At 70.7% G+C, this 24,706-nt stretch carries 24 protein-coding genes and 8 tRNA genes; 20 read left to right on the forward strand and 12 right to left on the reverse strand.

Features of this window, described 5'->3' with window-relative positions:
• The first annotated feature begins 29 nt into the window (after positions 1-29).
• Genes hpaD through HGK34_RS05250 form a run of 3 tightly spaced genes read left to right on the forward strand, consistent with a single transcriptional unit; the run spans position 30 to position 2,800 of the window.
• Positions 30-1,190, forward strand: coding sequence for a 3,4-dihydroxyphenylacetate 2,3-dioxygenase (gene hpaD, locus HGK34_RS05240; RefSeq protein WP_201845522.1), 1,161 nt, complete (start codon positions 30-32; stop codon positions 1,188-1,190).
• 36 nt (positions 1,191-1,226) lie between these two features.
• Positions 1,227-2,012, forward strand: coding sequence for a fumarylacetoacetate hydrolase family protein (locus HGK34_RS05245; protein ID WP_201845523.1), 786 nt, complete (start codon positions 1,227-1,229; stop codon positions 2,010-2,012).
• The gene (locus HGK34_RS05250; protein WP_201845524.1) at positions 1,997-2,800 is read left to right on the forward strand and encodes an HpcH/HpaI aldolase family protein; all 804 of its coding nucleotides are present in this window, start codon (positions 1,997-1,999) and stop codon (positions 2,798-2,800) included. The genes HGK34_RS05245 and HGK34_RS05250 overlap by 16 nt, the downstream gene beginning before the upstream one ends.
• A 27-nt stretch (positions 2,801-2,827) precedes the next feature.
• On the opposite strand, the gene HGK34_RS05255 is transcribed toward HGK34_RS05250, so the two are convergent.
• From HGK34_RS05255 to HGK34_RS05275, 5 genes are all read right to left on the reverse strand, one after another.
• Complete coding sequence (locus HGK34_RS05255; protein WP_201845525.1) at positions 2,828-3,151, reverse strand: DUF2277 domain-containing protein; 324 nt, start codon at positions 3,149-3,151, stop codon at positions 2,828-2,830.
• A 326-nt stretch (positions 3,152-3,477) separates the two neighbouring features.
• Positions 3,478-3,549 (reverse strand) — tRNA-Val (locus HGK34_RS05260).
• A gap of 1 nt (position 3,550) precedes the next feature.
• Positions 3,551-3,621 (reverse strand) — tRNA-Cys (locus HGK34_RS05265).
• Between the two features lie 23 nt (positions 3,622-3,644).
• Positions 3,645-3,717, reverse strand: a tRNA-Gly gene (locus HGK34_RS05270).
• A 208-nt stretch (positions 3,718-3,925) separates the two neighbouring features.
• Positions 3,926-4,798, reverse strand: a complete 873-nt coding sequence (locus HGK34_RS05275; RefSeq protein ID WP_201845526.1) for a S1 family peptidase — start codon at positions 4,796-4,798, stop codon at positions 3,926-3,928.
• Positions 4,799-5,108: 310 nt separating this feature from the next.
• Here HGK34_RS05275 and HGK34_RS05280 point away from each other — a divergent pair, with 310 nt between their 5' ends.
• The 5 genes from HGK34_RS05280 (at position 5,109) to HGK34_RS05300 (ending at position 10,448) form a co-directional block, all read left to right on the forward strand.
• Complete coding sequence (locus HGK34_RS05280; protein WP_201845527.1) at positions 5,109-6,161, forward strand: LacI family DNA-binding transcriptional regulator; 1,053 nt, start codon at positions 5,109-5,111, stop codon at positions 6,159-6,161.
• A 92-nt stretch (positions 6,162-6,253) separates the two neighbouring features.
• Positions 6,254-7,525 carry a sugar ABC transporter substrate-binding protein gene (locus HGK34_RS05285; RefSeq protein WP_244666433.1) on the forward strand — a complete coding sequence of 424 codons (1,272 nt, stop codon included), beginning with the start codon at positions 6,254-6,256 and terminating at the stop codon, positions 7,523-7,525.
• Positions 7,526-7,591: 66 nt separating this feature from the next.
• Positions 7,592-8,554, forward strand: a complete 963-nt coding sequence (locus HGK34_RS05290) for a carbohydrate ABC transporter permease (protein WP_372433072.1) — start codon at positions 7,592-7,594, stop codon at positions 8,552-8,554.
• 2 nt (positions 8,555-8,556) lie between these two features.
• Complete coding sequence (locus HGK34_RS05295) at positions 8,557-9,486, forward strand: carbohydrate ABC transporter permease (RefSeq protein ID WP_372433073.1); 930 nt, start codon at positions 8,557-8,559, stop codon at positions 9,484-9,486.
• A 2-nt stretch (positions 9,487-9,488) separates the two neighbouring features.
• On the forward strand, positions 9,489-10,448 hold the full coding sequence (locus tag HGK34_RS05300; protein ID WP_201845529.1) for a glycoside hydrolase family 68 protein: 960 nt from the start codon (positions 9,489-9,491) through the stop codon (positions 10,446-10,448).
• Positions 10,449-10,788: 340 nt separating this feature from the next.
• Here the strand turns inward: HGK34_RS05300 and HGK34_RS05305 are convergent.
• From HGK34_RS05305 to HGK34_RS05315, 3 genes are all read right to left on the reverse strand, one after another.
• Positions 10,789-10,862 (reverse strand) — tRNA-Val (locus HGK34_RS05305).
• Positions 10,863-10,916: 54 nt separating this feature from the next.
• Positions 10,917-11,771, reverse strand: a complete 855-nt coding sequence (locus HGK34_RS05310) for an aminotransferase class IV (RefSeq protein WP_201845530.1) — start codon at positions 11,769-11,771, stop codon at positions 10,917-10,919.
• Positions 11,768-13,072 carry a chorismate-binding protein gene (locus tag HGK34_RS05315; protein ID WP_201845531.1) on the reverse strand — a complete coding sequence of 435 codons (1,305 nt, stop codon included), beginning with the start codon at positions 13,070-13,072 and terminating at the stop codon, positions 11,768-11,770. Before HGK34_RS05315 ends, HGK34_RS05310 begins: the two co-directional genes overlap by 4 nt.
• 105 nt (positions 13,073-13,177) lie before the next feature.
• Here HGK34_RS05315 and HGK34_RS05320 point away from each other — a divergent pair.
• From HGK34_RS05320 to HGK34_RS05340, 5 genes are all read left to right on the forward strand, one after another.
• Positions 13,178-13,250 (forward strand) — tRNA-Gly (locus HGK34_RS05320).
• Positions 13,251-13,292: 42 nt separating this feature from the next.
• A tRNA-Cys gene (locus HGK34_RS05325) sits at positions 13,293-13,363 on the forward strand.
• A gap of 11 nt (positions 13,364-13,374) precedes the next feature.
• Positions 13,375-13,449: transfer RNA gene (locus HGK34_RS05330), tRNA-Val, on the forward strand.
• Positions 13,450-13,461: 12 nt separating this feature from the next.
• Positions 13,462-13,535 (forward strand) — tRNA-Val (locus tag HGK34_RS05335).
• Positions 13,536-13,807: 272 nt separating this feature from the next.
• Positions 13,808-14,284, forward strand: a complete 477-nt coding sequence (locus HGK34_RS05340) for a GNAT family N-acetyltransferase (RefSeq protein WP_201845532.1) — start codon at positions 13,808-13,810, stop codon at positions 14,282-14,284.
• Here the strand turns inward: HGK34_RS05340 and HGK34_RS05345 are convergent.
• From HGK34_RS05345 to HGK34_RS05360, 4 genes are all read right to left on the reverse strand, one after another.
• Positions 14,257-15,204 (reverse strand): bifunctional helix-turn-helix transcriptional regulator/GNAT family N-acetyltransferase, encoded by a 948-nt coding sequence (locus tag HGK34_RS05345; protein WP_201845533.1) that lies wholly within the window; start codon positions 15,202-15,204, stop codon positions 14,257-14,259. The two genes, HGK34_RS05340 and HGK34_RS05345, sit on opposite strands and share 28 nt — an antisense overlap.
• A gap of 98 nt (positions 15,205-15,302) precedes the next feature.
• Positions 15,303-16,562 (reverse strand): Dyp-type peroxidase, encoded by a 1,260-nt coding sequence (locus tag HGK34_RS05350; RefSeq protein ID WP_307815784.1) that lies wholly within the window; start codon positions 16,560-16,562, stop codon positions 15,303-15,305.
• A complete protein-coding gene (locus tag HGK34_RS05355) occupies positions 16,559-17,167 on the reverse strand; it encodes a copper chaperone PCu(A)C (protein WP_201845534.1) in 609 nt (202 codons plus the stop codon). The genes HGK34_RS05350 and HGK34_RS05355 overlap by 4 nt, the downstream gene beginning before the upstream one ends.
• 207 nt (positions 17,168-17,374) lie before the next feature.
• Positions 17,375-18,016, reverse strand: a complete 642-nt coding sequence (locus HGK34_RS05360) for a hypothetical protein (RefSeq protein ID WP_201845535.1) — start codon at positions 18,014-18,016, stop codon at positions 17,375-17,377.
• 227 nt (positions 18,017-18,243) lie between these two features.
• On the opposite strand from HGK34_RS05360, the gene HGK34_RS05365 reads away from it, so the two are divergent.
• The 7 genes from HGK34_RS05365 to HGK34_RS05395 all read left to right on the forward strand — a co-directional run bounded on the left by HGK34_RS05365 (position 18,244) and on the right by HGK34_RS05395 (position 24,665).
• Complete coding sequence (locus tag HGK34_RS05365; RefSeq protein WP_201845536.1) at positions 18,244-19,068, forward strand: tyrosine-protein phosphatase; 825 nt, start codon at positions 18,244-18,246, stop codon at positions 19,066-19,068.
• 186 nt (positions 19,069-19,254) lie between these two features.
• Entirely contained in the window at positions 19,255-19,440 is a 186-nt protein-coding gene (locus HGK34_RS05370) for a hypothetical protein (RefSeq protein ID WP_201845537.1), read from the forward strand.
• 186 nt (positions 19,441-19,626) lie between these two features.
• The gene (locus HGK34_RS05375; RefSeq protein WP_201845538.1) at positions 19,627-20,025 is read left to right on the forward strand and encodes a hypothetical protein; all 399 of its coding nucleotides are present in this window, start codon (positions 19,627-19,629) and stop codon (positions 20,023-20,025) included.
• Between the two features lie 130 nt (positions 20,026-20,155).
• Positions 20,156-22,198 (forward strand): threonine--tRNA ligase, encoded by a 2,043-nt coding sequence (gene thrS, locus HGK34_RS05380; RefSeq protein WP_201845539.1) that lies wholly within the window; start codon positions 20,156-20,158, stop codon positions 22,196-22,198.
• A gap of 199 nt (positions 22,199-22,397) precedes the next feature.
• Positions 22,398-22,967, forward strand: a complete 570-nt coding sequence (locus tag HGK34_RS05385) for an HIT family protein (protein ID WP_307815800.1) — start codon at positions 22,398-22,400, stop codon at positions 22,965-22,967.
• A 34-nt stretch (positions 22,968-23,001) separates the two neighbouring features.
• Positions 23,002-23,622, forward strand: a complete 621-nt coding sequence (gene pgsA / locus HGK34_RS05390) for a phosphatidylinositol phosphate synthase (protein ID WP_201845540.1) — start codon at positions 23,002-23,004, stop codon at positions 23,620-23,622.
• Entirely contained in the window at positions 23,619-24,665 is a 1,047-nt protein-coding gene (locus tag HGK34_RS05395; RefSeq protein ID WP_307815785.1) for a phosphatidylinositol mannoside acyltransferase, read from the forward strand. The genes pgsA and HGK34_RS05395 overlap by 4 nt, the downstream gene beginning before the upstream one ends.
• Positions 24,666-24,706 lie beyond the last annotated feature (41 nt).

Here is a 24,706-nt window from a genome sequence, read left to right on the forward strand (position 1 = left end):
ATCGACTCCCATACATGCGAGGACGCATCATGAGCATCGACAAGACCCGCACCTCCTCCGGCTTCCTGGTCTCGCAGGAAGCCCCGATCCACAGCGACAACCCCGTCCCGACACCGCAGGCGCCCGCGCCCGACATCGTGCGCTGCGCGTACATGGAGCTCGTGGTCACCGATCTGGCGGCGTCCCGGCAGTTCTACGTGGACGTGCTGGGGCTGGTGGTGACCGAGGAGGACGAGAACACCGTCTGTCTGCGGTCCATGGAGGAGTTCATCCACCACAACCTGGTGCTGCGCCAGGGGCCCGTGGCCGCGGTCGCGGCGTTCAGCTACCGGGTCCGCACACCGGAGGATCTCGACAAGGCGGTCGCGTTCTACACGGAGCTCGGCTGCCGCGTGGAGCGCCGGGCCGAGGGCTGGACCCGGGGCGTGGGGGACTCGGTGCGTGTCACAGACCCGCTGGGCTTCCCGCAGGAGTTCTTCCACGACGTCGAGCACGTCGAGCGGCTCGCGTGGCGCTACGACCTGTACGGCCCGGGAACGCTCGTGCGTCTCGACCACTTCAACCAGGTCACCCCGGACGTGCCGCGCGCCGTGAACTTCATGCAGTCGCTCGGCTTCCGTGTCACGGAGGACATCCAGGACGACGAGGGCACCGTCTACGCCGCCTGGATGCGTCGCAAGCCGACCGTGCACGACACGGCGATGACCGGCGGCGACGGACCTCGTATGCACCACGTCGCGTTCGCCACGCACGAGAAGCACAACATCCTGGCGATCTGCGACAAGCTCGGTGCGCTGCGCCGCTCGGACTGCATCGAGCGCGGCCCGGGCCGCCACGGTGTGTCGAACGCGTTCTACCTGTACCTGCGCGACCCGGACGGCCACCGGGTGGAGATCTACACGCAGGACTACTACACGGGCGACCCCGACAACCCGGTGGTCACCTGGGACGTGCACGACAACCAGCGCCGTGACTGGTGGGGCAACCCCGTGGTGCCGAGCTGGTACACGGAGGCGTCGACCGTGCTCGACCTGGACGGGAACCCGCAGCCGGTGGTCGCCCGCACCGACGACTCCGAGATGGCGGTCACGATCGGCGCCGACGGGTTCTCCTACACCCGGCAGGACGAGGCCGCGGACTCGTTGCCGGAGTACAAGCAGGGTGAGTACAAGCTCGGCCATCAGCTCTGAGCCCGTAGGCCACGAGGAGGATCGAGAGGAACCAGGATGCTCAGCAAGGACGTCGTCGCCGCCATCGCCGGGGAACTGGCCGAGGCCGACCGCACGCACGCCGTGATCCCACGGATCACCGCTCGTCACCCCGAGGCGACGATCGAGGACTCCTATGCGATCCAAGGTGTCTGGCGCGACCGGATGCTCGCGGCCGGACGCCGCCTCGTCGGCCGCAAGATCGGTCTCACCTCCAGGGCGATGCAGCAGGCCACGGGTATCAGTGAGCCCGACTACGGCGTGATGTTCGACGACACGGTGTACTCCAGCGGCGCCGAGATCCCGGTCGACCTGTTCTCGAACGTGCGCGTCGAGGTCGAGCTCGCCTTCGTGCTGGCCGCGCCCCTGGAGGGGCCCGGCGCCACGCTCAAGGACGTCCTCGCCGCCACCGACCACGTGGTGCCGGCACTCGAGGTGCTCAACTCGCACATCGAGCTCGAGGGCCGCACGATCGTCGACACGATCAGCGACAACGCCGCCTACGGCGCCATGGTGCTCGGCGAGACGCGCAGGCGCCCCGACGAGGTCGACCTGCGCTGGGTACCCGGGCTCCTGTACCGCAACGGGGAGATCGAGGAGACCGGCGTCGCAGCGGGCGTGCTCGGTCATCCAGCGCGTGGCGTGGCCTGGCTCGCCGACAAGTTCCACCACCATGGTGCCCGCCTGGAGGCGGGCGAGATCATTCTGGCAGGCTCGTTCACGCGGCCCCTGTGGGTCTCGCGTGGCGACGAGGTGCTGGCCGACTACGGACCGATGGGAACCGTCACATGTCGTTTCGTCTGACCCCGACCTTCCGCGACAGGCTCACCGGTTCCGGCCGCCCGCTGGCCGGAGTCTGGCTGTGTTCCGGTTCCCCGCTGGTGGCCGAGATCTGTGCGGGCTCCGGCCTGGACTGGACCCTCATCGACATGGAGCATGCCCCGAACGGGCTCGAGTCGGTGCTCGCGCAGCTACAGGCGGTGGCGGGCCACCCGATCACGCCGGTGGTGCGCGTGCCCGTGGGTGACGCGGTGATCATCAAGCAGGTTCTCGATCTCGGGGCGCAGAACGTGCTGGTACCGATGGTGAACTCCGCCGCGGACGCGGAGGCCGCGGTTGCGGCGGTGCGGTATCCGCCGCGCGGGCGCCGCGGCGTCGGGTCGGCGCTCGGCCGCTCCGCGCGGTGGAACCGCGTGGGCGGGTATCTCGCCGACGCGGATGACCACGTCTCGCTGTTCGTGCAGGTGGAGACCGCCGATGCCGTCGCGTCGGCCGCGGAGATCGCCGCGGTCGACGGCGTCGACGGCGTCTTCGTCGGCCCCAGCGATCTCGCGGCGTCGATGGGTGTGCTCGGAGAGCAGACCCATCCTGAGGTCGTCGCCGCCGTGCATGCGACGTTCGACGCCGTCCGCGCCGCCGGGAAGCCCGTCGGTGTGAACGCCTTCGACCCCGCGGTCGCGGACGCGTACCTGGAGGCGGGTGCCTCGTTCGTGCTGGTCGGTGCCGACGTCACGTTGCTCGCCCGGGGATCCGAGGCGCTTGCCGCGCGCTTCGTGCCCGGCCAGGCGTCACGCGGGCGCGGCTCCGCCTGACTTCGCCCTGGACGGCACAGGGACGGCTCAGTGCTGGTGGGCGATCCCGAGCTCGTGCATCCGCTCGTGCTCCTCACGGGCACGCTGTCGCGCGGCGATGCGTTCCTGCACCTCAGCGCGGCGCAGGGGTGGGACCGTGCGGGGTGGCTGCCGGCGGGCGGGCAGTTCGTCGAGCAGGCGCGTGACGATCGCGGCGATCTCCTCGGTGGCCTGTTCGACCGGCTCCCGCGTCGCGTCGCTGACCTTGGTCACTCCGGTCACCTTGCGGACGAACTGGAGTGCTGCGGCGGTGATCTCGTCGTCGGTGGCGGGCGGTTCGAGCCCGCGCAGGGTCGTGATGTTGCGGCACATGTTCCCGACGGTACGCCGGACCACCACCGGACAACAGGAGCGGACGGGGGCACGTTGACCGAGGGTGTCACGCCGTCTGGGGGTGCGGGGGCTTGGCCCCTGCAGGGAATGACGAGGCGGAGTGGTTCGGTTTCGCCGAACACGCTTCGTCCATCCGTCTGGGGGTGCGGGGGCTTGGCCCCTGCAGGAAATGACGAGGCGGAGTGGTTCGGTTTCGCCGAACACACTCCGTCCATCCGTCTGGGGGTGCGGGGGCTTGGCCCCTGCAGGAAATGACGAGGCGGAGTGGTTCGGTTTCGCCGAACACACTCCGCCCATCCGTCTCGTGCGCGATACTGGGATCGAACCAGTGACCTCTTCCGTGTCAGGGAAGCGCGCTACCGCTGCGCCAATCGCGCGAGGTGGGTACGGGATTCGAACCCGTGTATACGGCTTTGCAGGCCGCTGCCTCGCCTCTCGGCCAACCCACCGCGAGGGCTTTCACCCACGTCAGAGCGGACGACGAGACTCGAACTCGCGACCCTCACCATGGCAAGGTGATGCTCTACCAACTGAGCTACGTCCGCACGATTCCGGCTCGCTTCCCGCGAACCGGCGCTCCAGAAGATTACGGGACGCACCGGCCAAAGGTCCAATCGGAACCACGGTCCACGAGCAGGTTTACGTCACACGGGCCGTGCGGCCGGGGAATCCGGCCGCACGGCCCGTTCGACTGCTCGGGTCAGCTTCGCCCGGGCGCCGGTGGGTGGGGCTCACCCTGCCGGGGGCTGTGTGTCAGTAGACGTCGACCCCGTACTTGTCCAGCGCCTCGGTCACCGGCTGGAAGAACGTGGTGCCGCCGGTGCGGCAGTCACCGCTTCCGCCGGAGGTGAGGCCGATGGCCTTGCTGCCGTCGTACAGCGGGCCGCCGGAGTCGCCGGGCTCGGCGCAGACCGTGGTCTGGATCAGGCCGCGCACGGTGCCGCCACCCTGGTAGCGCACGGTGACGTTCAGGCCCGTGACGGTGCCGCTGTGCGTGCCGGTGGTGGAGCCGGTGCGGGTGACCCGCTCGCCCACGTAGGCGTCGGCGGCGGTGTAGCCGCCGGGGTGGCTCAGTGACGTGTTGTCGTAGCTCACGAGTGCGTAGTCGTTGCCGGGGAAGCTTGCGGAGACGGTGTCGCCGATCAGCGTGGACTGTGAGGAGTCGGCGTACCAGGTGCGCACGGCCTTGCCGCAGTGTCCCGCGGTGAGGAAGTAGTAGTCGCTGCCCGAGCGGACGTTGAAGCCGAGCGAGCAGCGGTAGCCCCCGCCGTAGATCGCGTCGCCGGCCGACAGCAGGGGAGTGAACTCGCCCTGTGTCCGCTCGACGGTGACCGCCTTCGCGTTGACGCCTGCCTCCTTCCGGATCGTGGCCAGGTCTGCCGCGCTGACGGTCGAGTCCGCGGTGACGACGACCTTGCCGCTCGTCCTGTCGGTGTACCAGGCGATGCCGTCGACGCCGGACCCCGCGACCGCGCTGTTCGCCGCGGCGAGCTGCGACGCCGTGGGCGGGAGGTCTGCGGGCTGCGCCGCCGCCGACGAGGCGACGGCGCCCGACATCGCCAGGCCGAGCCCGGCGGCGATCGCCACGATCCTGGCGCGGATTCCGGTTGGGGAGATGCTGGTCATGTTCCCTCCAGAAGGACAGGGGCGATGCGGTCTGCACGCCCGGTCGGTGAGCGGACGCACTCCGTTGTGCGTCGTGGCCGCTCAACGGGGAAGTGTGCAGGAACTGTGAGGCAGAGCACAAGGGTTTGTCCTGAATTGCACAAGGTTTGTCCATCCGTCGGTGCTGTCGCTCATGCCCGCCGCGGCCGGTTCGCCTCGGGCGAGCGCCAAGTGATGAGGGCGTCTGCCGAGGCGGGGGCTTGACGTCCGGGCGAGACGTGTGCAGACTGCAGTCAATCGATTTACCACGCCGTCGTGGGGAGGGTTAGGAATGGCACGGGTCCGGATCTCGGACGTCGCCGCAGCAGCCGGTGTCTCGACGAGCACCGTCTCGCTCGTCCTCAACGACCGCGCCACGCGGATCTCCCAGGAGACGCGGGAACGGGTGCGGGAGGCGGCGGCCGCCGTCGGCTACACGCCGAACCCGATAGCCCGGGGGCTGCGTACGCAGCGCACGCGGACCATCGGCCTCGTCTCCGACGAGATCGCGACGACGCCGTTCGCCGGGCGGATGCTCGCGGGCGCCCAGGACGCCGCTCGGGAGAACGCCCACCTGCTCTTCCTCGTGGACACCGGTGCGGACCGGGCGGTCGAGCAGGAGGCAATCCGGGCGCTCGTCGATCAGCAGGTCGACGCGATCATCTACGCGTGCATGTGGCACCGGGTCGTCGAGCCGCCCGCAGGGCTTCCGCCCCGGTCGGTGTTCCTCGACTGCCGGCCCGCGTCCGGCGGGCATCCCGCAGTGGTTCCGGACGAGCTCGCCGGCGGGCGTTCCGCCGTTCGTGAACTCGTCGCGGCCGGCCACCGGCGCATCGCCTGGGTCGACGTCGAGGAGCAGGATCCGCCGGTCGCGTCGGAACTGCGACACCGGGGATACCTGGACGTGCTGGACGAGGCCGGGATCGTGCCGGACCCCGCATGGCACGTGCGCGGGGTGGGCTCGGCGGCGGGAGGCCGTGGGGCCGCGGAGCGGCTCCTGGACCTGCCCGCGGATCGCAGGCCCACGGCATTCTTCTGCTTCAACGACAGGATGGCCGCCGGTGTGTACGTCGCCGCGCGCCATCGCGGGCTGGAGATCCCGCGCGACATCTCCGTCGTCGGCTACGACGACCAACAGCTGGTCGCCGGGGAGGTCGATCCTCCCCTCACGACCATCGCCCTGCCCCATGAAGAGATGGGCAGATGGGCGGTCGAGGTCGCTCTCGGCGTCCGGGAAGCCCCGGAGCCGGATCCGACCCACCTCATGCCGTGCCCGATGGTTCATCGGGACTCGGTGAGCTCGCCGCCGGCAGCAGCAGCCAACTCCGGCCGGCGACGAGCGTGAAACACCCATGACCGCCGAGCGGTCACAGAGCGGTGTCCCGACGTAGGGGTCGGGTCACCAGGAGAGGAATCACGATGTACCGCAGATCCCCCATGAAGATCGTAACCGTGTGCGCGGCCGGAGCCCTCGCGCTCACCGCGTGCGGCCAGGCCGGTCAGGGAGGTACCACCACCGAGGACGGTCGTGAGCAGCTGACCATGTGGACCCACTCCGCGGGCAACCCCGCGGAGCTGGAGGTGTACGAACAGATCATCGAGGACTTCAACGCCTCGCAGGACCAGTACGAGGTGGTCTCGGAGTCGTTCCCTCAGGGGGCGTACAACGACGCCATCGTCGCGGCCGCCGCCGCGGACGACCTGCCCTGCCTGCTCGACATGGACGGCCCCATCGTGGCGAACTGGGCCTGGGCCGGCTACCTCCAGCCGCTCGAGTTCCCCGCCGAGATCACCGGCTCCCTGCTGCCGACCGCCGTCGGCACCTATCAGGGTGACATCTACAGCGCCGGCTACTGGGACGCCGCGCTCGCGGTGTTCGCCCGCCAGTCGGTGCTGGAGAAGAACGACATCCGCATCCCCACCGTGGACGACCCGTGGACGGTCGACGAGTTCGACGACGCCCTGGAGACCCTCCAGGCTGCCGGGTACGAGACCCCGCTGGACATCGGCGCCGAGGACAAGGGCGAGTGGTGGTCCTACGCCTACTCCCCGATGCTGCAGAGCGCGGGCGGTGACGAGATCGACCGCGACACCTACCTGAGCGCGGACGGCGCCCTCAACGGGCCCGAGGCCGTCGACTTCTTCACCTGGTTCCAGGAGGCCTTCGACAAGGGCTGGGCCAGCGCCGACGGCACCATCGGGAACGAGGAGTTCAACGCGGACGAGGTGGCCCTGAGCTACACCGGCGTCTGGAACGCCATGGACTCGCTCGAGGCCGCGGGCGACGACCTGCTGATCCTGCCCCCGCCGGACTTCGGCACCGGTCCCAGGATCGGCGGCGGGTCGTGGCAGTGGGGTATCTCGTCGTCCTGCGCGTCTCCCGAGGGCGCGCGTGCGTACCTGGAGTTCAGCTTCAAGGACGAGTACATCGCCCAGTTCAGCGACAAGCAGGTGGTCATCCCGGCCACGGCAGGCGCGGAGATGCTCTCGGAGCACTTCGGTGAGGACGGTGACCTGCGCCCGTTCGTCGAGCTGTCCCAGAAGTTCGCACTGGCCAGGCCGGAGACGCCCGCCTACCCCGTGATCTCGTCGACCTTCGAGAAGGCGGCGAAAGACATCATGAACGGCGCGGACGTGGGTTCGACGCTCGACGGCGCGGTCCAGGAGATCGACGCCAACATCGCGTCCAACGACGGGTACGGCTTCTGAGCCGTTCGTCCTGACCGGCGTGGGGCGGCCGCGCGGCCGCCCCACGCCCCGGACGGAGCCACCATCATGACGACCACTTCTTCCCCCGCGCGATCCGGATCCTCCTCGGCCCTGTGGGCCGGGTTCCGGAGCGTCCGTCCCCGTCGCTCACCGGCGGGCAGGACCGAGGCCCGTGCAGGCCTGGCGATGGCCCTGCCCGCACTGACCCTGCTCGTGCTGTTCCTCGTCATCCCGGCGCTGCTCGCGTTCGGGCTGTCGTTCACCAACGCCCGACTGATCTCTCCCAACCCGCCGCGGTTCGTCGGGCTGGACAACTTCGTGCGCGCCTTCACGGCCGACCCCGTGTTCCTGCGCTCGACACTCAACACGTTCGTCTTCGCCGGGGTCGTCGTGCCCGTCCAGGCCGGCCTCGGTCTCGCGCTCGCGGTCCTCGTGAACCAGAAGATCCGAGGCGTCACCGCCTTCCGGGTGATCTTCTTCGTTCCGGTGGTCACGTCGATCGTCGTGGTGTCGATCCTCTGGAGGTTCCTCTACCAGGACGACGGGCTGATCAACTCGTTCATCGACACCGTCACGTTCGGCGCCTGGCACGGCATGGCCTGGCTGAACGACCCGAGCACGGCGCTCGGCGCCATCATCGTGCTGTCGATCTGGCAGGCCGTCGGATTCCACATGCTCATCTGGCTCTCCGGGCTCCAGACCATCCCCGAGGAACTGTACGAGGCCGCCCGGATGGACGGCGCCTCGCCCTGGCAGCAGTTCGCCCATGTCACCTGGCCAGGCCTGCGCTCGACGATGGTGTTCGTGCTGGTCACGATCACGATCGCGGCCCTCGGCCTGTTCGTCCAGATCGACGTGATGACCCAGGGCGGCCCCGTGAACTCCACCTCCACGCTCGTCTACCACGCGGTACGCAAGGGCTACCGGGAGCAGGAGACGGGGTACGGCGCCACGATCTCACTCATCTTCTTCGTGATCGTGCTGGTCATCGCCTTGATCCAGCGCTACCTGACCCGAGAGGAGGACTGACCGTGGCTCTTGGTCTCCCCGTTGCGCGCCCGCAGGCCGCGCCTTCGGCCAGCGAGCGGCAGGCGCGCCGGCGTCGCCGCGTGTGGTCCTACACGACCCTGACGGCGCTCGCCGTGTTCTTCCTGTTCCCGCTCGTGTTCATGTTCGTCTCCAGCCTCAAGCCGGACGGACAGATCCTGACCGACGTGACGTCCCTGCGAGCCTTCCTCCCCGTCGGCGACATCAGCCTCGACAACTACGCCGGCGTCTTCGACCGCGTGCCCGTGGGGCGGTTCCTGTTCAACTCGGTGCTCGTCACCGTGCTGACGGTCGGGCTGGGACTGATCCTCAACAGCATGGCGGGGTTCGCCCTGTCCCGGCTGCGGTGGCGTGGCCGCCACCTGGCGCTCGCCCTGGTCATCGCGACGCTCATCGTCCCCTTCGAGACGATCGCGGTGCCGATGGTCTACTGGGTGTCGCACCTGCCGACCCTCGTCTGGGAGGACGGTCTGCTCAAGTACGACTTCGGCTGGCTGAACACCTACCAGGTGCAGATCATCCCGTTCATCGCGAACGCGTTCTCGATCTTCCTGTTCACGCAGTACTTCTCGACGATCCCCAAGTCGCTCGACGAGGCGGCCCGCATCGACGGGGCCGGCTGGTTCACGATCTACCGCAAGATCGTCGCGCCGCTGGCCGGGCCCGCGTTCGCCACGGTCGCGATCGTGACGTTCCTGCCGGCCTGGAACCAGTACCTGTGGCCGCTGATGGTGGTCCAGCAGGAGGAGTTGCGCCCGGTGATGGTCGGCATGCAGTACTTCTTCCAGCTCGACCCGGCCTGGGGCGAGGTCATGGCGTACACCTCGCTCATCACGCTCCCGGTCCTGATCGTGTTCCTGTCCTTCCAGCGCGCGTTCGTCAGCAGCGTCGCCGCAAGTGGTGTGAAAGGTTGATGATGTTCGCTCTTCCCGAGGCCTGGGTCTGGGACTTCTGGTTCGCCGACGACGGCGAGCGCCACCACATGTTCTTCCTGTACGCCTCGCGTGCCCTGCACGACCCGGACGCCCGTCACTACCGCGCGTCGATCGGTCACGCCGTCTCCGAGGACCTGGTGCACTGGACACGCGTCACGGATGCCCTCGTGCGTGCCGACGCCCCGGCCTTCGACGATCTGGCCACCTGGACCGGGTCGGTGGTGCGGCACCCGGACGGGACCTGGTTCCTCTTCTACACCGGGTCGACCCTGACCGCGGCCGGGAACGTGCAGCGCATCGGGTACGCCACGTCGTCGGACCTGATGACCTGGCACCGGTCGCCGGACAACCCGGTCCTGGAGGCGGACCCGCGCTGGTACGAGACGCTGGCGGACGGCCAGTGGCACGACGAGGCGTTCCGGGACCCGTGGGTCTTCCGCGATCCCGACGGGGACGGCTGGCACATGCTGGTCACGGCGCGGGGCCGCACGGGACCGGCCGACGACCGCGGCGTCGTCGGTCACGCGTGGTCGCCGGACCTGCGGTCCTGGGAGCTGCGGCCGCCGCTGACGGAACCGGGGCAGGGTTTCGGGCAGCTCGAGGTCATGCAGGTGGAGAACGTCGACGGCGTGCCGGTCCTGCTGTTCTCGTGTCTGGCGCAGGACATGGCCCAGGAGCGCTCGCGGACGACGACGGGCGGCGTGTGGGCGGCGCCTGCCGCATCGGCGCTGGGACCGTTCGACGTGGGGGCTGCCCGGCAGCTCACCGACTCGTCCCGGTACAGCGGCCGGCTGGTGCGGCGCAGGGACGGGCAGTGGGTGCTGCTCGCGTTCGACCACGACGGCCCGGGCGGCGAGTTCGTCGGCACGATCGGTGATCCGATCCCCGTGGCGACGTCCGACGGGCTGCTGACCGCGGAGGCGGCCCACACCGCCTGCTGACGGGCCCATTCCGGTCTCACGCGACGGGCCGCCCGGACCGGCGGTCCGTCGCTGATCGAACCCACTCCAGGAGCAGGCCCCTGTCCACCGCACCACGGCCAGGGGCGCGGGGGCTGCGCCCCCGCCGGATATGACGAGACGGCGTGACCCAATCCTGGGCACACGCCGCCTGCTGTGGTGCGGGGCGCGGGGGCTGCGCCCCCGCCGGATATGACGAGACGGCGTGACCCAATCCTGGGCACACGCCGCCTGCTGTGGTGCGGGGCGCGGGGGCTGCGCCCCCGCCGGACATGACGAGACGGCGTGGCCCGTTCCTGGGCACACGCCGCCTGCTGTCGAGTGGGCGATACAGGACTCGAACCTGTGACCTCTTCGGTGTGAACGAAGCGCGCTAACCATCTGCGCCAATCGCCCCTGGTGGTGCGGACAGATCCTAGCAGCCGTGGACCGTCCGCAACGACCGTTGGCTCAGGGGTCGATCCGCTCGCGCCGCATCTTCTCGAAGAGGTCGCGCGCGGCCTCGGACAGTTCACCGGCGGGCAGGTCGACGCCGTCGAGCCAGGTGGTGGGCTGCACGTTGCGCACGGACCCGGTCAGGAGCATGTGTGCGCGTCCGGCCGTCACCTCGTCGAGCACGTCGAAGGTCAGTTCGCCCGCCCGGGCCTCCCGGACCGGCAGCCCTGACTCGGCGCCCCATTCCAGCAGCAGCTCTCGGGTGATCCCCGCGAGGCAACCCACGGACAGGGGAGGTGTCACGAGTTCGCCGTCGCGCTCCACGAAGACGTTGGACCCGGTTCCTTCGCACAGCTCGCCGCGGGTGTTGGCGAGCACTGCCTCGTCGCCGCCCTTGGCGGTGGCGTCGGCGAGTGCCACGACGTTCTCCGCGTAGGAAGTCGTCTTGAGCCCGGCCACGGCGGAGCGTTCGTTGCGCGTCCACGGAGAGCGTACGGCGCGTCCCTCGGCCCGGATCGTCGCCGGCCCGGCGGCCACCACGACGGTCTGGGGGCCGGCGGACCGCCCGGAGGCCAGCGGCCCGACGCCGTCGGTGACGGTGATCCGCAGGCGGCCGGAGGCGGGGCCTGCGCCGAGGACTGCGGCGACACCGTCGCGGATCCGCTGCTCGTCGGGTTCCGCGATGCCGAGGCCCGCGGCGGATCGCGCGAGCCGCTTCAGGTGGCGTGTGAGGGCGAACGCCTGGCCGTCGAACACGGCGCAGGTCTCGAACACGCCGTCGCCCACCGTGATGCCGTGGTCGATCGCGCTGATCACGCCTTCGTCGGGCGTCACGAGCCGCCCGTCCGTCCAGATCACCGTCTGCGTCATGGGCTCATCCTGCCTGTCGTCGTGGGGGTCTGCGAAACCGCCGGTCCTGGGCCCGACGAAGCCAGGCCCACGAGGCGTTCCGCCTTCAGCTCGGTCTCCCGCCACTCCGCGGCGGGGTCGCTGCCCCAGGTGATGCCGGCTCCGGTGCCGAAGTGGAGGGTGCCCGACCCGGTCTCGTCGGTCCCGCGCTGCCACCAGAACGTGCGGATGCCGACCGCGAGCGACGCCGTTCCGGCGTCGCCGTCCACCCAGCCGATGGCGCCGCAGTAGGGTCCGCGCGGCGTCGGTTCGAGGGCGTCGATGATCCGCAGCGCCGACGACTTCGGCGCGCCCGACACCGATCCTGGAGGAAAGGTCGCCGCCAGGAGGTGCCGCCAGACGTCAGGGGCTCTGCCGACGTCGTCGGACAGGACGCCGCGCACGCGCGAGACCAGGTGCACGAGCCCGGGGTGGTGCTCGACGGCGAGCAGGCCGCTCACCTCGACCGAGCCCGGACGGCAGACGTGCTGCAGGTCGTTGCGCACGAGGTCGGTGATCATGACGTTCTCGGCACGGTCCTTGTCGCCGAGGCCCTCCGGGGTGCGGGCGGTGCCCTTGATCGGCCCCGAGGTGACGACGGGCCCGTCCGGGCCGGGTGCCAGTGACAGGTACAGCTCCGGTGACGCGCTGACCACCCACACCGGATCGACGTCGTGGCCGTCCGTGCCGGGCGTGGCCGCCGGGACGTGGATCGCGCAGGCGTGGGGGGCGGGGTTGCCGGAGGCGAGCCGGGCGGCGAGAGCGCGCGCGTCGGGCTCGGTCTGCGCACCGTCGTCGGCACGCCGGGTGGACAGTGGCGCGGTCAGCACCCGGCAGAGGTTGGCCTGGTAGACGTCGCCCTCACGGATGTGTTCGCGGATCCGGCGTACCGCGGCCTCGTAGGTGCCGCGATCCATGGAACTGGTCCAGGCGTCCGGGTCCGGCCCGGTCCAGGCGCCCGACGCCGGTGCCGCGGAGGGCGTTCCCTGCGGGCCCGGCCCGGGCGTGGGGGACGGTGGCGCGGTCCCGTTCGTGACGGCCCCGGGAAGCGGGGTCACGTCCCGGAACTGCCATGCCCGGGCGCGGCCCTCGAAGTCCACGACCACGAACCAGGTGCCGGTCCTGAGCGCCTCCGGATCGGCGTGGACGTCCACGGAGCGGGTCACCTGGGTCGCGACACGCCCGTCGAAGGTGGCCCAGCCGGTGTTCCCGGTCACGCCAGGGGTGGCCAGGATCGTCGGACTGGTGCGGTTTCTCGCTGATCGGCGCAGGGTCGGGGGCACATCGTCCACGCTAGCGCCACGCAATCGATTGGACGGCCACGCCGATGTTCGATTAATGTTCAGACCACGCCGGAACGCACGGGGAAACCCGCCAGGTCCGGCTATGCGGACGTAGCTCAGTTGGTAGAGCATCACCTTGCCATGGTGAGGGTCGCGAGTTCGAGTCTCGTCGTCCGCTCGGAGGCCCGCTCCCGTGCTCATATCGCAGGAGCATCCTCACGGTGGGTTGGCCGAGAGGCGAGGCAGCGGCCTGCAAAGCCGTATACACGGGTTCGAATCCCGTACCCACCTCGCACGAACTCGAGCGATTGGCGCAGCGGTAGCGCGCTTCCCTGACACGGAAGAGGTCACTGGTTCGATCCCAGTATCGCTCACCACCACCCCACCAGGGGCGATTGGCGCAGATGGTTAGCGCGCTTCGTTCACACCGAAGAGGTCACAGGTTCGAGTCCTGTATCGCCCACTCGACAGCAGACGGCGTGTGCCCAGAAATGGGCCACGCCGTCTCGTCATATCCGACGGGGGCGCAGCCCCCGCGCCCCGCACCACAACAGGCGGCGTGTGCCCAGGAACGGGCCACGCCGTCTCGTCATGTCCGGCGGGGCGCAGCCCCCGGGCCCCGCTCGGGATGCCTCGCCCCGAACCCCGGCCGTGGTGTCGTGGGTCGGTACGTGCTCCGGGCAGATGGGTGGGGTCGCGTTGTCAGGTCCGGGGCGGTGTGGCACGCTGCGACCGATGAGCCTGCGAGACCTGACCGAGGACGACCTGGATGTTCTCTTCGAGATCCAGGCCGACAGCACGGCGCGGCACATGGCGGCGTTCATCGGCTCGGACCCGGGTGATCGGGAGTCCTATCGCGCCAGGTGGCGCACGATCATCGCGGACGACACGACGGTCACGAAGGCTGTCGTCCACGACGGCGAGATCGTTGGCAGTGTCGGCAGCTTCGTGGTCGACGGGGACACCGAGGTCACCTACTGGGTGCGGCGCGAGGTCTGGGGGCAGGGCGTCGCCTCCGCCGCGCTCGCCGAACTGCTCCGGCAGGTGACCGAACGCCCGCTCCACGCCCGGGTCGCGGCCGACAACGCGGCCTCGGCGCGCGTGCTCACGCGGAACGGATTCACGCGGGTCGGTGCGGAGGTCTCCTACGCCGAGGCGCGCCACGAAGAGATCGAGGAACACCTCTACCGGCTCGACACGACACCGCGGTAGGTCCCGGGATCCTCCGGCGCCGCGGCGCCGTCGGGCGCGCCGGCCAGACGCTTCTCGAAGAAGTGGGTCGCGTCCGGGTTCTCGTTGTAGCGGTCGACCTGCCGGTAGCCGGCTCGCTGGTACAGGGCGATCGCGGCCTCCAGGTGCTCGTTCGTGTCCAGCCGGACCCGTGTGTGCCCGGCCTCGGCGGCGAGCGTCTCCAGGTGCCGCAGCAGGCGCGTAGCCAGCCCGGCCCCGCGCCACCCGGGATGCACCCACATGCGTTTGATCTCGGCCACCCCGTCCCCGAGGTCCCGCAGGCCGCCGCACGCGACCGGCTCGCCGTCGTCCACGGCCAGCACGAACCGCCCCGACGGGGCGCGCAGCTCGGCCGCGTCCCGCTCGGAGGGCTCGCCAGGGGCGAACGGGAAGAGCGTCGCGAGCTCGGTGACATACCTCCCGACCGCGCTCCGGGCGCCGTCGGACAACGGATCCACCGTCTCGAAGTGCAGCAGCGCGGCGCGCACGAGGAGATCCGCCTCTGCCAGCGCGCGGGCCAGGCGACCGCGCTGGCGGTCGGTCAGAGGCTCCAGCAGCGCCTGTGCGCGCTCGGCGGAACGGGTCTCGAGCTCGTTCCAGCGCTCCCGGCCGAGCGCCGTGAGCTCCACGAGGCGTCGTCGCCGATCCGCCGGGTCGGTGCTGAGGACGACCAGGCCGTCCTCGGTGAGCCGTTTCAGCTGCCTGCTGACGTACCCGGCGTCGAGGCCTGTACGGGCACGCAGGTCGGTGACGGTTCCGCTCCGGAACCCGATCTCGAACAGGAGCCGCATCGTGCCGAGCGGGGCGCCCATGCCCAGGAACGAGTCCTCCAAGGCACCGATCCGCTGGGTGTAGCTGCGGTTGAAACGGCGCACGACGGCCGTCTGCAAGTCGATCGACATATCGTTGACCGTAGTCAAAGAAATTCGGGATGTCGAGCACGGGGCCGCCGTCGTGCACGACGGCGGCCCCCGCGCTCACCGGCTGTCCCGGCCCGGCCTCATCCCTCCAGCAGTGCCTGGCCCAGGTACTCGCCCGGACCCACACCGGGCGGTACGGCGAAGATCGCCGAGCCGATCGGCGTCGTCCACTCGTTGAGCAGGTCCAGCTCGTCGAGCCGGCGCTGGACCGGCAGGAACTGCCGGTCGATGTCCGCCTGGTAGCTCACGAACACGAGACCGGTGTCGCCCGGCCCGTCGTCGTAGCCGTAGGGGCGGCGCAGGAACCGCTCGTGCGGGTCCTGGGTCCTGGACCGGCGGATGTGAGCGGCCGCGTCGATCACACCGAAGCCGTTCGGCCCCTTGGCTTCCAGGTCCGGGGTGTCGTGCTCGTGGCGTCCGGTCAGGGGAGAGCCGTCGGACAGCCTCCGTCCGATCGTGTTCTCCCGCCCCGCGCGGTCGACCTCGTCCCACCTGTCCAGGTCCATCGCGATGCGCCGCACCACGGCGGACGTCCCGCCGGCCAGCCAGCCGGCCGAGCCGTCCGGGTGCCAGATCAGGTGCGGCTCGGCGGCGGGATCGATGTTCCCCGTACCGTCCACCTGCCCCATGGGATTGCGCCAGGTGGTACCCGGTGCCACCGTTCCGGGACTGTTGCGGAAGCCCCGCTGGAGCCAGCGTGGACGCGCGAACGTCCGCGCCTGTTTCACCAGTACGCGTGCCGCGTGCGAGACGGTGACCGGGTCATCGGCGCAAACCTGCAGGAGCAGGTCGCCGCCCGACCAGGCATCCGCGAGGCGGTCCACGCCGAACGAGGGCAGCGGGCGCAGCCATGCGGGCGCCCTTCCGGGCAGGTCCGCGGCCGCGAACACGCCCGGCCCGTACCCCACCGTGACCGTCAGCCGTGCCGGGACCGCCGCGAGCTCCGGCTCGGTGTCCGCCAGCCCGGGCCGTCCCGCCATGAGCCGTTCGGCGTCGTCGGTCCAGATCCGCATGAGCCGGACGAGGGACTCCCGGTCCGACCCGTCGACCAGGTCGAGCGCGAGCAGCGTCGCGAACGCCTGCGGTGTCGTGCCGACGCCGGGCTGGCGCGGCCCGCGAAACGCGACGGTGGCACGGCCTGCCTGATCCGGCGCTTCGGAGCTGCTCGACGACGGCCGTGTCGCACCCCAGGCGGCCGTGCCTCCGAAAGTGGCCGCGGCCCCGCCGATCGCACCTCCGAGGAATGTCGCCCCGCCACGGAGGAATCCCCGGCGCGACGGGCGGCCCGGCCCCGGGCCGTCCGCAGGGAGCTGCTCGGGTTGAACGGGATCCGCGGTCACATGTCCTCCCCGTGGTCGGAGCCGTCGCCGGCGTCCTGGTCGGAGTGGTCCATCGAGTCCATGGACCCGTCCTGAGCGTCGCCGTCCTGCCCGTAGCTCTCGTTCGCACCGTCGAACGACCGGACCGGTGCGGTGATCTCCAGCTCCGACCCGTCCTCCGCAGTGACGGCGACCGTGACCTCCTCACCCGGCTCGAGCGGGTCGGTCACACCCAGCAGCATCACGTGAGGACCGCCCGGCTCCAGAGTGAAGGACGTCTCCGCAGGGACCAGCAGCCCGTCGCCGGCCTCTTGCATGACGGGCGAGCCGCCCTCGTCGACGAACTCGTGCAGTTCCGTGGATCCCGCGGCGGCGGACTCGGCGGACACGAGCCGCACGTCGTGGCCGGACGTGTTCGTCAGGGTGCCGAACACCGCGGTCATCCCGTCGTCGACAGCCTTGGCCCACGGGTCCTCGACGGTCAGCGCCGCCGCGTCCGTGGCCGGCGCCGCGCCGTCCTCCGGCGCGGCCTCCGAGCCGGCGGTGCAGGCCGCGGGCAGCAGCGTCAGCCCCAGGACGGCCGTGGCGGCCAGGGTGCGGGCAGGGGAGATGGTGGAACGGTTCATGGTCTTCGTTGCCTTTCTCGCGGCACGCCAGGGAGCCCGGCGTCGGCGCGAAGGCTCCGAGACCGAGGTGGGACGTGCGGCATCAACTGGATGGTGGGCCGGGCGAGAGCGCGCGGTGGTGCACGCCGCCCGATAGGTGTCTCGCTGTGGCCGTGACCGAGCGCTCACCACCGCACGACCGCACCACGGCGGACGTGTGAGGAGAACTCAGGCGGGGACCACGGACGCCACGGGAGGCCCGCGGCGGGGCGTGCTCCGAGCCAGGAGCACGGACAGGGGAGTGGGCAGCACTGCCGGACGAGGGTGGACCCTGGGCCGGTCCGGTGTCGGCATGCGGGGCGCCGTGAGCTCTGGCACCACGTGCCGGAACACCTGGAGGGCGACGCGCGTGGTGGCCTCGCCCACCGCCATGAGCACGGCCGTGACCAGGATCGCGGCGAGATGGAGCACCACCATCCGGGGATTCGCCAGATGGCCCTGCGCGCCGGCGAGCGCCGTGTGCGAGGTGGGCGCGACGGCGGCCGTGACGGCTGCGCCGGAATGGTGCCCGGCATGGCCGAAGGGCTGCGCCGTGCCCAAACCGGAGGCGGTCGCGGTGGCCGACCACGCCATGGCGTGGTGCAGGAAGAACTGCACCGCGCCGAGGAACGGTACGAGGGTCCACACGCGCGGACGCGCCTGCGCGACGAGACACGACGCCGAGACCGTCAGGATCCCGAGGGCAACCATCGCGCCGAGGCCCGGTAGCTCCCCACCACCCAGGCCGTGGGCGAGAGCGGCGAGGCTCAGGGAGGTGGACGCGAGCAGGAGCGTGCGCACCACGCGCATCACCTGCCCGAGCTCACCCATGGCAGAAGACTCTACGTGGTGGGCCGGGCGTTCGGATCACCGTTGTCCACACCGCGCGCGAGACATCGTGTGCTATCGGAAGGTGCGAGTCCGCCGCCAGGGCGGGCGGATCCACGGGGACCCGCCGATCTCTGCGGTCGCGCCGCGGCGCGTGTCTCCCGGCGGGCAGCCTGCCGTCGTGTGCTCGCCCTCGGGTGATGTCGGTGACCCCGTCTACGCTCGGCCTCGTGACCTCCTACACACCCATGCACCTGGACTGGCCCGGCCTGCTCAACGCGCGTGACCTGGGTGGGATGCCGCTCGGGGACGAAGCGGTCGTCGCCGAGCGGACCCTGATCCGCTCGGAGGCGCTGAGCTGGCTGGAACCGGACGGTGTCCGGGCGGCTCGCGCCTACGGCACCGTGCGCGTCATCGACCTGCGGCGGCCGGTCGAGACCGTGGAGTACAGCCACCCGTTCCAGCGGTCCGAGGACGGCGAGGCGGACGATCCGGGCACGCCCGAGTACCTGAACCTCCCCGTGCAGGAACCGGGGGACCCGGAGGAAGGGCCCTGGGCGTCCCTGTACGCGGGCATGCTGGAGCGACGGCCCGCCTTGTTCGCCCGGGCCGTCGCTGCGATCGCCGATGCGCCCGAGGGGCCGGTGCTGGTGCACTGCGCGGCGGGCAAGGACCGTACGGGTCTGGTCGTGGCGTTCGTGCTGTCGCTGGCCGGCGCCGATGACGAGCTGATCGCCGACGACTACGAGCTGACGAACTCCCGGCTCGCCCCCCGCTGGGAGAAGCACGTGGCGGCGATGGAGCGCGCGCGGGCGGCGTTCGAGGAGCAGCGGGCGGCTCGGCATGCGGCAGGGGAGGCGGCGGACGACGCCGAGGCAGAGCTTCCGACCTGGCTGCACCGGTCGCGGCGTACGGCGGGGACCCGGGCGGTCATGCTGGAGACCTTGGCGGGCGTGCGTGCGCGACACGGGTCGGTCGCGGCCTACCTGGCGCACGGCGGGCTGACCCACGGGCAGCACGAGGCCCTGGTGAAGCGCATTCGTGCCGAACCGTGACATGGCCGGGCGTGGCGCCGGGACCCCGGGGCCCGTCCGGCGGGTCCCGCGGCCGGGCCCGAGGGGGGCTTCACCTGCGGTGGCGGGCGGTCGCCCGGAGGTCTACCTTCGGGGGCGGCAGCGGACCATCCGTTGCCCACAGGGGGCGTGGACACGCTCCTGTGCCACCGGCACAAGGAGGCAGGCATGGGACTCTTCGACAAGGCCAAGGAATTGGCGACGGACCCCGAGAACATCGAGAAGGCGAAGGAGCTGCTGACCGACGAGAACGTCGACGCGGCTGCTGACACGCTCAAGGACATCGCGCCGGATCAGGCCGACGGCGCCATCGACGGCCTGGCCGACAAGGCCAAGGAGTTCGGCGGCAACTGACCGCGGGTACTTCGCGCGCCGGCACAGGCCGCGCTGATCCCGAGACCGCGTCCCGGAGCCACTCCGTTGCTCTGGGATGCGGTCTTCGTCCGTTCTTGTGTACCTTCACGGCGGCGACGGAGGTTCTGTCGTCTGTAGGAGAATCACGCACTAGGACGTGTCTGCTACCAGCAGGAGGAGTGGGACATGGGATTTTTCGACGCGGCCAAGAACTTCGTCACCGATCCGGCGAACATCGCCCGGGCGAAGGCGCTTGCCACGGACGAGAACGTGGATCTGGCCGCGAGGAAGCTCAAGGAGCTCGCACCCGAGCAGGTCCGGGGTGCCGTCGACGGTCTTGCGGCCAAGGCCAAGGAGTGGGGCGGCCCCGACGAGGAGCCGGCCACGAGTTCAGGCGAGAAGGCGCCGGGCGACAAGCCGGACGAGAAGGCGCCGGAGGAGAAGCCGGACGAGAAGGCGCCGGAGGAGAAGGCGCCGGAGGAGAAGGCGGCCGAACCGGTTCGCGCGGCGGAGAGCGGCAGCGCTGACGAGGAGCCGTCCCGCGACGGCGACCAGGACAAGCCCGAGGACGCGAACCGCGACTGAGGTGCGGGACCGCGAACCGGTACCGAGTTCGCCCTGGGCACTCGGATCGGTACGATCGAGGGGCGTCGCCCGTCCGTGACGGCGCCCCTCGCGCGCGCGAGGGTCATCTGCTCGCTGAAGGAGTTCGTCCGTGTCCGATGTCGCATCGCCGCCCACCCACCAGGACCTCACCCCAGGTGACGTCACCGAGACGGAGGCGACGACGACGACCACGGTGCCCACCACCGGTGCTGATCTGTACGGCGACCGCAAGGACGTCGTCGTCGTCCGTGTCGACGGCACCCTGTGGGACCTGCATCGTGAGATCCCGACCGGCGCCGTCGTGGAACCGGTGACGCTCGACGAGCCGGACGGGCTCGACGTCCTGCGCCACTCGGCGGCGCACGTGCTCGCCCAGGCGGTGCAGCAGATCAACCCGGACGCCAAGCTCGGCATCGGCCCGCCCGTCACGGACGGCTTCTACTACGACTTCGACGTCGCCGAGCCGTTCACCCCGGAGGACCTCAAGGCCCTGGACAAGGCGATGGCCCGGATCATCAAGGAGGGCCAGACCTTCCGCCGCCGCGTCGTGACCGAGGAGGAGGCGCGCGCCGAGCTCGCCGACGAGCCGTACAAGCTCGAACTCATTGGCATCAAGGGGTCGAGCGACGACGCCGAGGACGCCGCGGAGGGCGCGAGCGTCGAGGTGGGCGGCGGCGAGCTGACCATCTACGAGAACGTGCGCGGTGCCGGGCGGGAGAGCGAGACGGTGGTCTGGAAGGACCTGTGCCGCGGTCCGCACCTGCCCAACACGAAGATCATCGGCAACGGCGTCAAGCTGATGCGCTCGGCCGCCGCCTACTGGCGTGGCAGCGAGAAGAACCCGATGCTGCAGCGCGTCTACGGCACCGCCTGGCCCAGCAAGGACGAGCTCAAGGCCTATCAGGAGCGCCTCGCGGAGGCGGAGCGCCGCGACCACCGCCGCATCGGCACGGAGATGGACCTGTTCTCCTTCCACGACGAGATCGGCTCGGGCCTGCCGCTCTTCCACCCGCGCGGCGGCGTGATCAAGCGCGTCATGGAGGACTACGTCCGCCAGCGGCACATCGAGGAGGGTTTCTCCTACGTCGGCACGCCGCACATCACCAAGGAAGACCTGTTCTACACCTCGGGGCACCTGCCGTACTACGCCGACACGATGTTCCCGGCGCTCGACCTCGAGGACGTGGGCGACCACGGGCGCTACCGCCTCAAGGCGATGAACTGCCCGATGCACAACCTGATCTTCTCCTCCCGCGGACGCTCCTACCGTGAACTGCCGCTGCGGCTGTTCGAGTTCGGGACCGTGTACCGGTACGAGAAGTCCGGCGTCGTGCAGGGCCTGACGCGCGTGCGCGGCCTGACGCAGGACGACTCGCACTCCTACGTCACCCCGGAGGAGGCGCCGAACGAGGTCAAGCACCTGCTGAACTTCGTGCTCAGCCTGCTCAAGGACTTCGGGCTCGACGACTTCTACCTGGAGCTGTCCACCCGGGACGACAAGAAGAAGGACAAGTTCGTCGGCTCGGAAGAGGACTGGGCCGTGGCGACCAAGGTGCTGGAGGACGTCGCCGCGGAGACCGGCCTGGAGCTCGTCCCGGACCCGGGCGGCGCCGCGTTCTACGGCCCGAAGATCTCCGTGCAGGCGAAGGACGCCATCGGCCGCACCTGGCAGATGTCGACCATCCAGTACGACTTCAACCAGCCCGAGCGGTTCGGCCTGGAGTACACCGCGGCGGACGGGACCAAGCAGCGGCCCGTGATGATCCACTCGGCGAAGTTCGGGTCGATCGAGCGCTTCTTCGGTGTCCTGGTCGAGCACTACGCCGGTGCGTTCCCCGCCTGGCTCGCGCCCGTCCAGGTGCTCGCGGTGCCCGTCGCCGAGGCGTTCGACGACTACCTGAAGGACGTCGTCGCGCAGCTCACGGCGCGCGGCATCCGTGCCGAGGTCGACCTGTCCGACGACCGCTTCGCCAAGAAGATCCGCAACGCGTCCAAGCAGAAGGTGCCCTTCACGCTCATCGCGGGCGGTGAGGACGCCGAATCCGGCGCCGTCTCGTTCCGGTTCCGGGACGGCACGCAGGAGAACGGGGTGCCCGTCGCCGAGGCGATCGAGAAGATCGTCGCGGCCGTGCGGGACCGCGTCCAAGTCTGACGCGGCCGGGAGCGTGGATGTGACCAGCACCGACGAGGGGCGCGGCACGGGGCGGCGGGGCGGCGACGTCCCCGCCCCGGGGCGTGGTACGACGCCCGGCGACGCCGTGGCACCGAGCGCGGAGCCGTCCGCCGGCCGAGCCGCGGAGCCGTCCGCCGGTTCGGCCGCGGGCCCGTCACCGGCGGGCCCGGTCGAACCCGTGGTCGTTGACGAGGCCGGCGCCTTCGGGGCACCGGAGGATCACTACCAGCGTCTGTGGAACCCGCACCGCATGGTCTACATCGGCGGCGAGGCCAAGCCCGCCGACGCGTCGGAACAGCAGTGCCCGTTCTGTCGCATCCCGCGAGGCGACGACGAGCAGGGGCTCGTCGTCGCCCGCGGGCAGCTCTGCTACGCGGTGCTCAACCTGTACCCGTACAACTCGGGGCACATGATGGTGCTGCCCTACCGTCACGTCTCGGACTACACGGACCTCGACGCCGCCGAGACCGTCGAACTGGCCACGATGACGCAGGAGGCGATGCGTGCCGCCCGTGCCGCCTACGCCCCGGGCGGGTTCAACCTGGGCCTCAACCAGGGCGTCGTGGCCGGCGCGGGCATCGCCGCGCATCTGCATCAGCACGTGGTGCCTCGCTGGTCCGGGGACTCGAACTTCCTGCCCGTCATCGCGCAGACGAAGTCCCTGCCCGAGCTGCTCGCAGACACCCGGCGCCGACTCGCCGAAGCATGGCCAAGACCCGATTCAGGGACCGCGCCCCGGCATACTTGACCAGCAGCGGGGGATCGCGGGATCGGAGGCGGAGATGTTCGGTCGGCTGCGCAGCCTGATGACGACTGTGCTCACCCCGGCGGCACGCGTGCTGCTGCGGCTCGGCGTCACGCCCGACGCCGTCACGATCGCCGGCACCGTCGTCGTGACGGCGCTCGCGCTCACCCTGCTGCCCCTCGGACACCTGCTCCTCGGCGGAGTGCTGATCGGCATCTTCGCCCTCCTGGACTCACTGGACGGTGTCCTGGCACGGCTCTCCGGCCGCACCAGCCAGTGGGGGGCGTTCCTGGACTCGACGCTCGACCGCGTCTCCGACGCGGCGGTGTTCACCGGCATCACCCTGTACTTCGTGCTCCACCCCGACGTCCCCTACGCCGCCTGGGGCGCCGTGGCGGCACTGGCCTGCCTGGCGCTCGGCGGCATCGTCCCGTACGCACGGGCCAGGGCCGAGGCGGTCGGAGCGACGGCGAGGAACGGTATCGCGGAACGTACCGACCGGCTCGTGATCGGGCTCGCGCCCATCGCGTTCACCGACGTCGGACTCCCGATGGTTGCCGCCACCACCGCACTCACCGTGCTCGCGGTGGCGAGCGGAGTCACCGTCGGGCAGCGCGTGACCACGGTCCGCCGACAGCTCGTGAAGGTGGCGCCGTGACGAACGCAGAGCCGGGGAACGCCGGGTCGAGGAACGCGGACGCGAAGGACACAGGGCCGTCCAGGACCGATGAGTCGGAACCCGACCTGGTCACGCGCGCCTACGTGCTCGCCTGGAAGCTCGCACCCCGAGTGCCCGAGGCCGTCCTCCGCGGCCTGTTCTCCGTGATCGCGGACATCACCTGGCTACGGCGGACCAAGGGCGTGCGCCGGCTCGAGGCAAACTACGCCCGCGTCCGGCCTGACCTGGACGCAGCCGGGATCCGCCGCCTGTCCCGCGCCGGCATGCGCTCCTACATGCGGTACTTCCGCGAGGCATTCACGCTGCACGCGCTGGACAGCCGGCAGATCGACGCCCGCGTCCGCACGCGCGGCTACGAGAAGAACCTGCGCCCGCACCTCGACCTCGACGGCCCCGGCACCCCGCCCGAACGCCGCGGCGCCGCCTCCCTCGCGCTCGGCCACCTGGGGAACTGGGACCTCGCCGGAGCGTGGGGCACCCCGCACATCGCGCCGGTCCTGACCGTCGCCGAGAAGCTCCGGCCCGCCGAGCTGTTCGACCTGTTCGTGGACTTCCGCCGGTCGATCGGCATCACCGCGCTCGGACTCGGCAACGACGGCGTCTTCGACGCGCTCGTCGCCGGAGCCAAGGAAGGCGATCGCATCGTGCCGCTGCTGTCCGACCGTGATCTCACCTCCCGTGGCGTCCAGGTGGACCTGCTCGGCCACTCCGCGCAGGTCGCCGCGGGCCCGGCCGCGCTCGCGCTGGACGCGAACGTGCCGCTCCTCCCCGTCGCCATCCACTACGAGCGCCTGCACGGTGCCCGCCGTCGTGCCGCCGGGAGCCCCTGGGGGATCGTCATCACGTTCCACGAGCCCGTCGCCGTCCCCGACCACACGCTGCCCCGCACGGAGCGCATACGGCGCCTCACCCAGGGCTGGGTCGACGCGCTCGGGCGCTCCATCGCCGAGCACACCGCGGACTGGCACATGCTGCAGCGGGTCTTCACCGAGGACCTCCACCACCGGAGCCCGCGTGCCTGACCGGCCTCACGCCGAGAGTCCTCGCCCCGGCGCACGCCGCC

It is taken from the genome of Myceligenerans indicum (assembly GCF_016742955.1).
GTDB lineage: Bacteria > Actinomycetota > Actinomycetes > Actinomycetales > Cellulomonadaceae > Myceligenerans > Myceligenerans indicum.

Bases quoted from the DNA above. Each gene is read 5' to 3' on its own strand.
- hpaD (WP_201845522.1), top strand. From the start codon at position 30: ATGAGCATCGACAAGACCCGCACCTCCTCCGGCTTCCTGGTCTCGCAG.
- HGK34_RS05245 (WP_201845523.1), top strand. From the start codon at position 1,227: ATGCTCAGCAAGGACGTCGTCGCCGCCATCGCCGGGGAACTGGCCGAG.
- HGK34_RS05250 (WP_201845524.1), top strand. From the start codon at position 1,997: ATGTCGTTTCGTCTGACCCCGACCTTCCGCGACAGGCTCACCGGTTCC.
- HGK34_RS05255 (WP_201845525.1), bottom strand. From the start codon at position 3,151: ATGTGCCGCAACATCACGACCCTGCGCGGGCTCGAACCGCCCGCCACC.
- HGK34_RS05275 (WP_201845526.1), bottom strand. From the start codon at position 4,798: ATGACCAGCATCTCCCCAACCGGAATCCGCGCCAGGATCGTGGCGATC.
- HGK34_RS05280 (WP_201845527.1), top strand. From the start codon at position 5,109: ATGGCACGGGTCCGGATCTCGGACGTCGCCGCAGCAGCCGGTGTCTCG.
- HGK34_RS05285 (WP_244666433.1), top strand. From the start codon at position 6,254: ATGAAGATCGTAACCGTGTGCGCGGCCGGAGCCCTCGCGCTCACCGCG.
- HGK34_RS05290 (WP_372433072.1), top strand. From the start codon at position 7,592: ATGACGACCACTTCTTCCCCCGCGCGATCCGGATCCTCCTCGGCCCTG.
- HGK34_RS05300 (WP_201845529.1), top strand. From the start codon at position 9,489: ATGTTCGCTCTTCCCGAGGCCTGGGTCTGGGACTTCTGGTTCGCCGAC.
- HGK34_RS05310 (WP_201845530.1), bottom strand. From the start codon at position 11,771: ATGACGCAGACGGTGATCTGGACGGACGGGCGGCTCGTGACGCCCGAC.
- HGK34_RS05340 (WP_201845532.1), top strand. From the start codon at position 13,808: ATGAGCCTGCGAGACCTGACCGAGGACGACCTGGATGTTCTCTTCGAG.
- HGK34_RS05345 (WP_201845533.1), bottom strand. From the start codon at position 15,204: ATGTCGATCGACTTGCAGACGGCCGTCGTGCGCCGTTTCAACCGCAGC.
- HGK34_RS05355 (WP_201845534.1), bottom strand. From the start codon at position 17,167: ATGAACCGTTCCACCATCTCCCCTGCCCGCACCCTGGCCGCCACGGCC.
- HGK34_RS05360 (WP_201845535.1), bottom strand. From the start codon at position 18,016: ATGGGTGAGCTCGGGCAGGTGATGCGCGTGGTGCGCACGCTCCTGCTC.
- HGK34_RS05370 (WP_201845537.1), top strand. From the start codon at position 19,255: ATGGGACTCTTCGACAAGGCCAAGGAATTGGCGACGGACCCCGAGAAC.
- HGK34_RS05375 (WP_201845538.1), top strand. From the start codon at position 19,627: ATGGGATTTTTCGACGCGGCCAAGAACTTCGTCACCGATCCGGCGAAC.
- pgsA (WP_201845540.1), top strand. From the start codon at position 23,002: ATGTTCGGTCGGCTGCGCAGCCTGATGACGACTGTGCTCACCCCGGCG.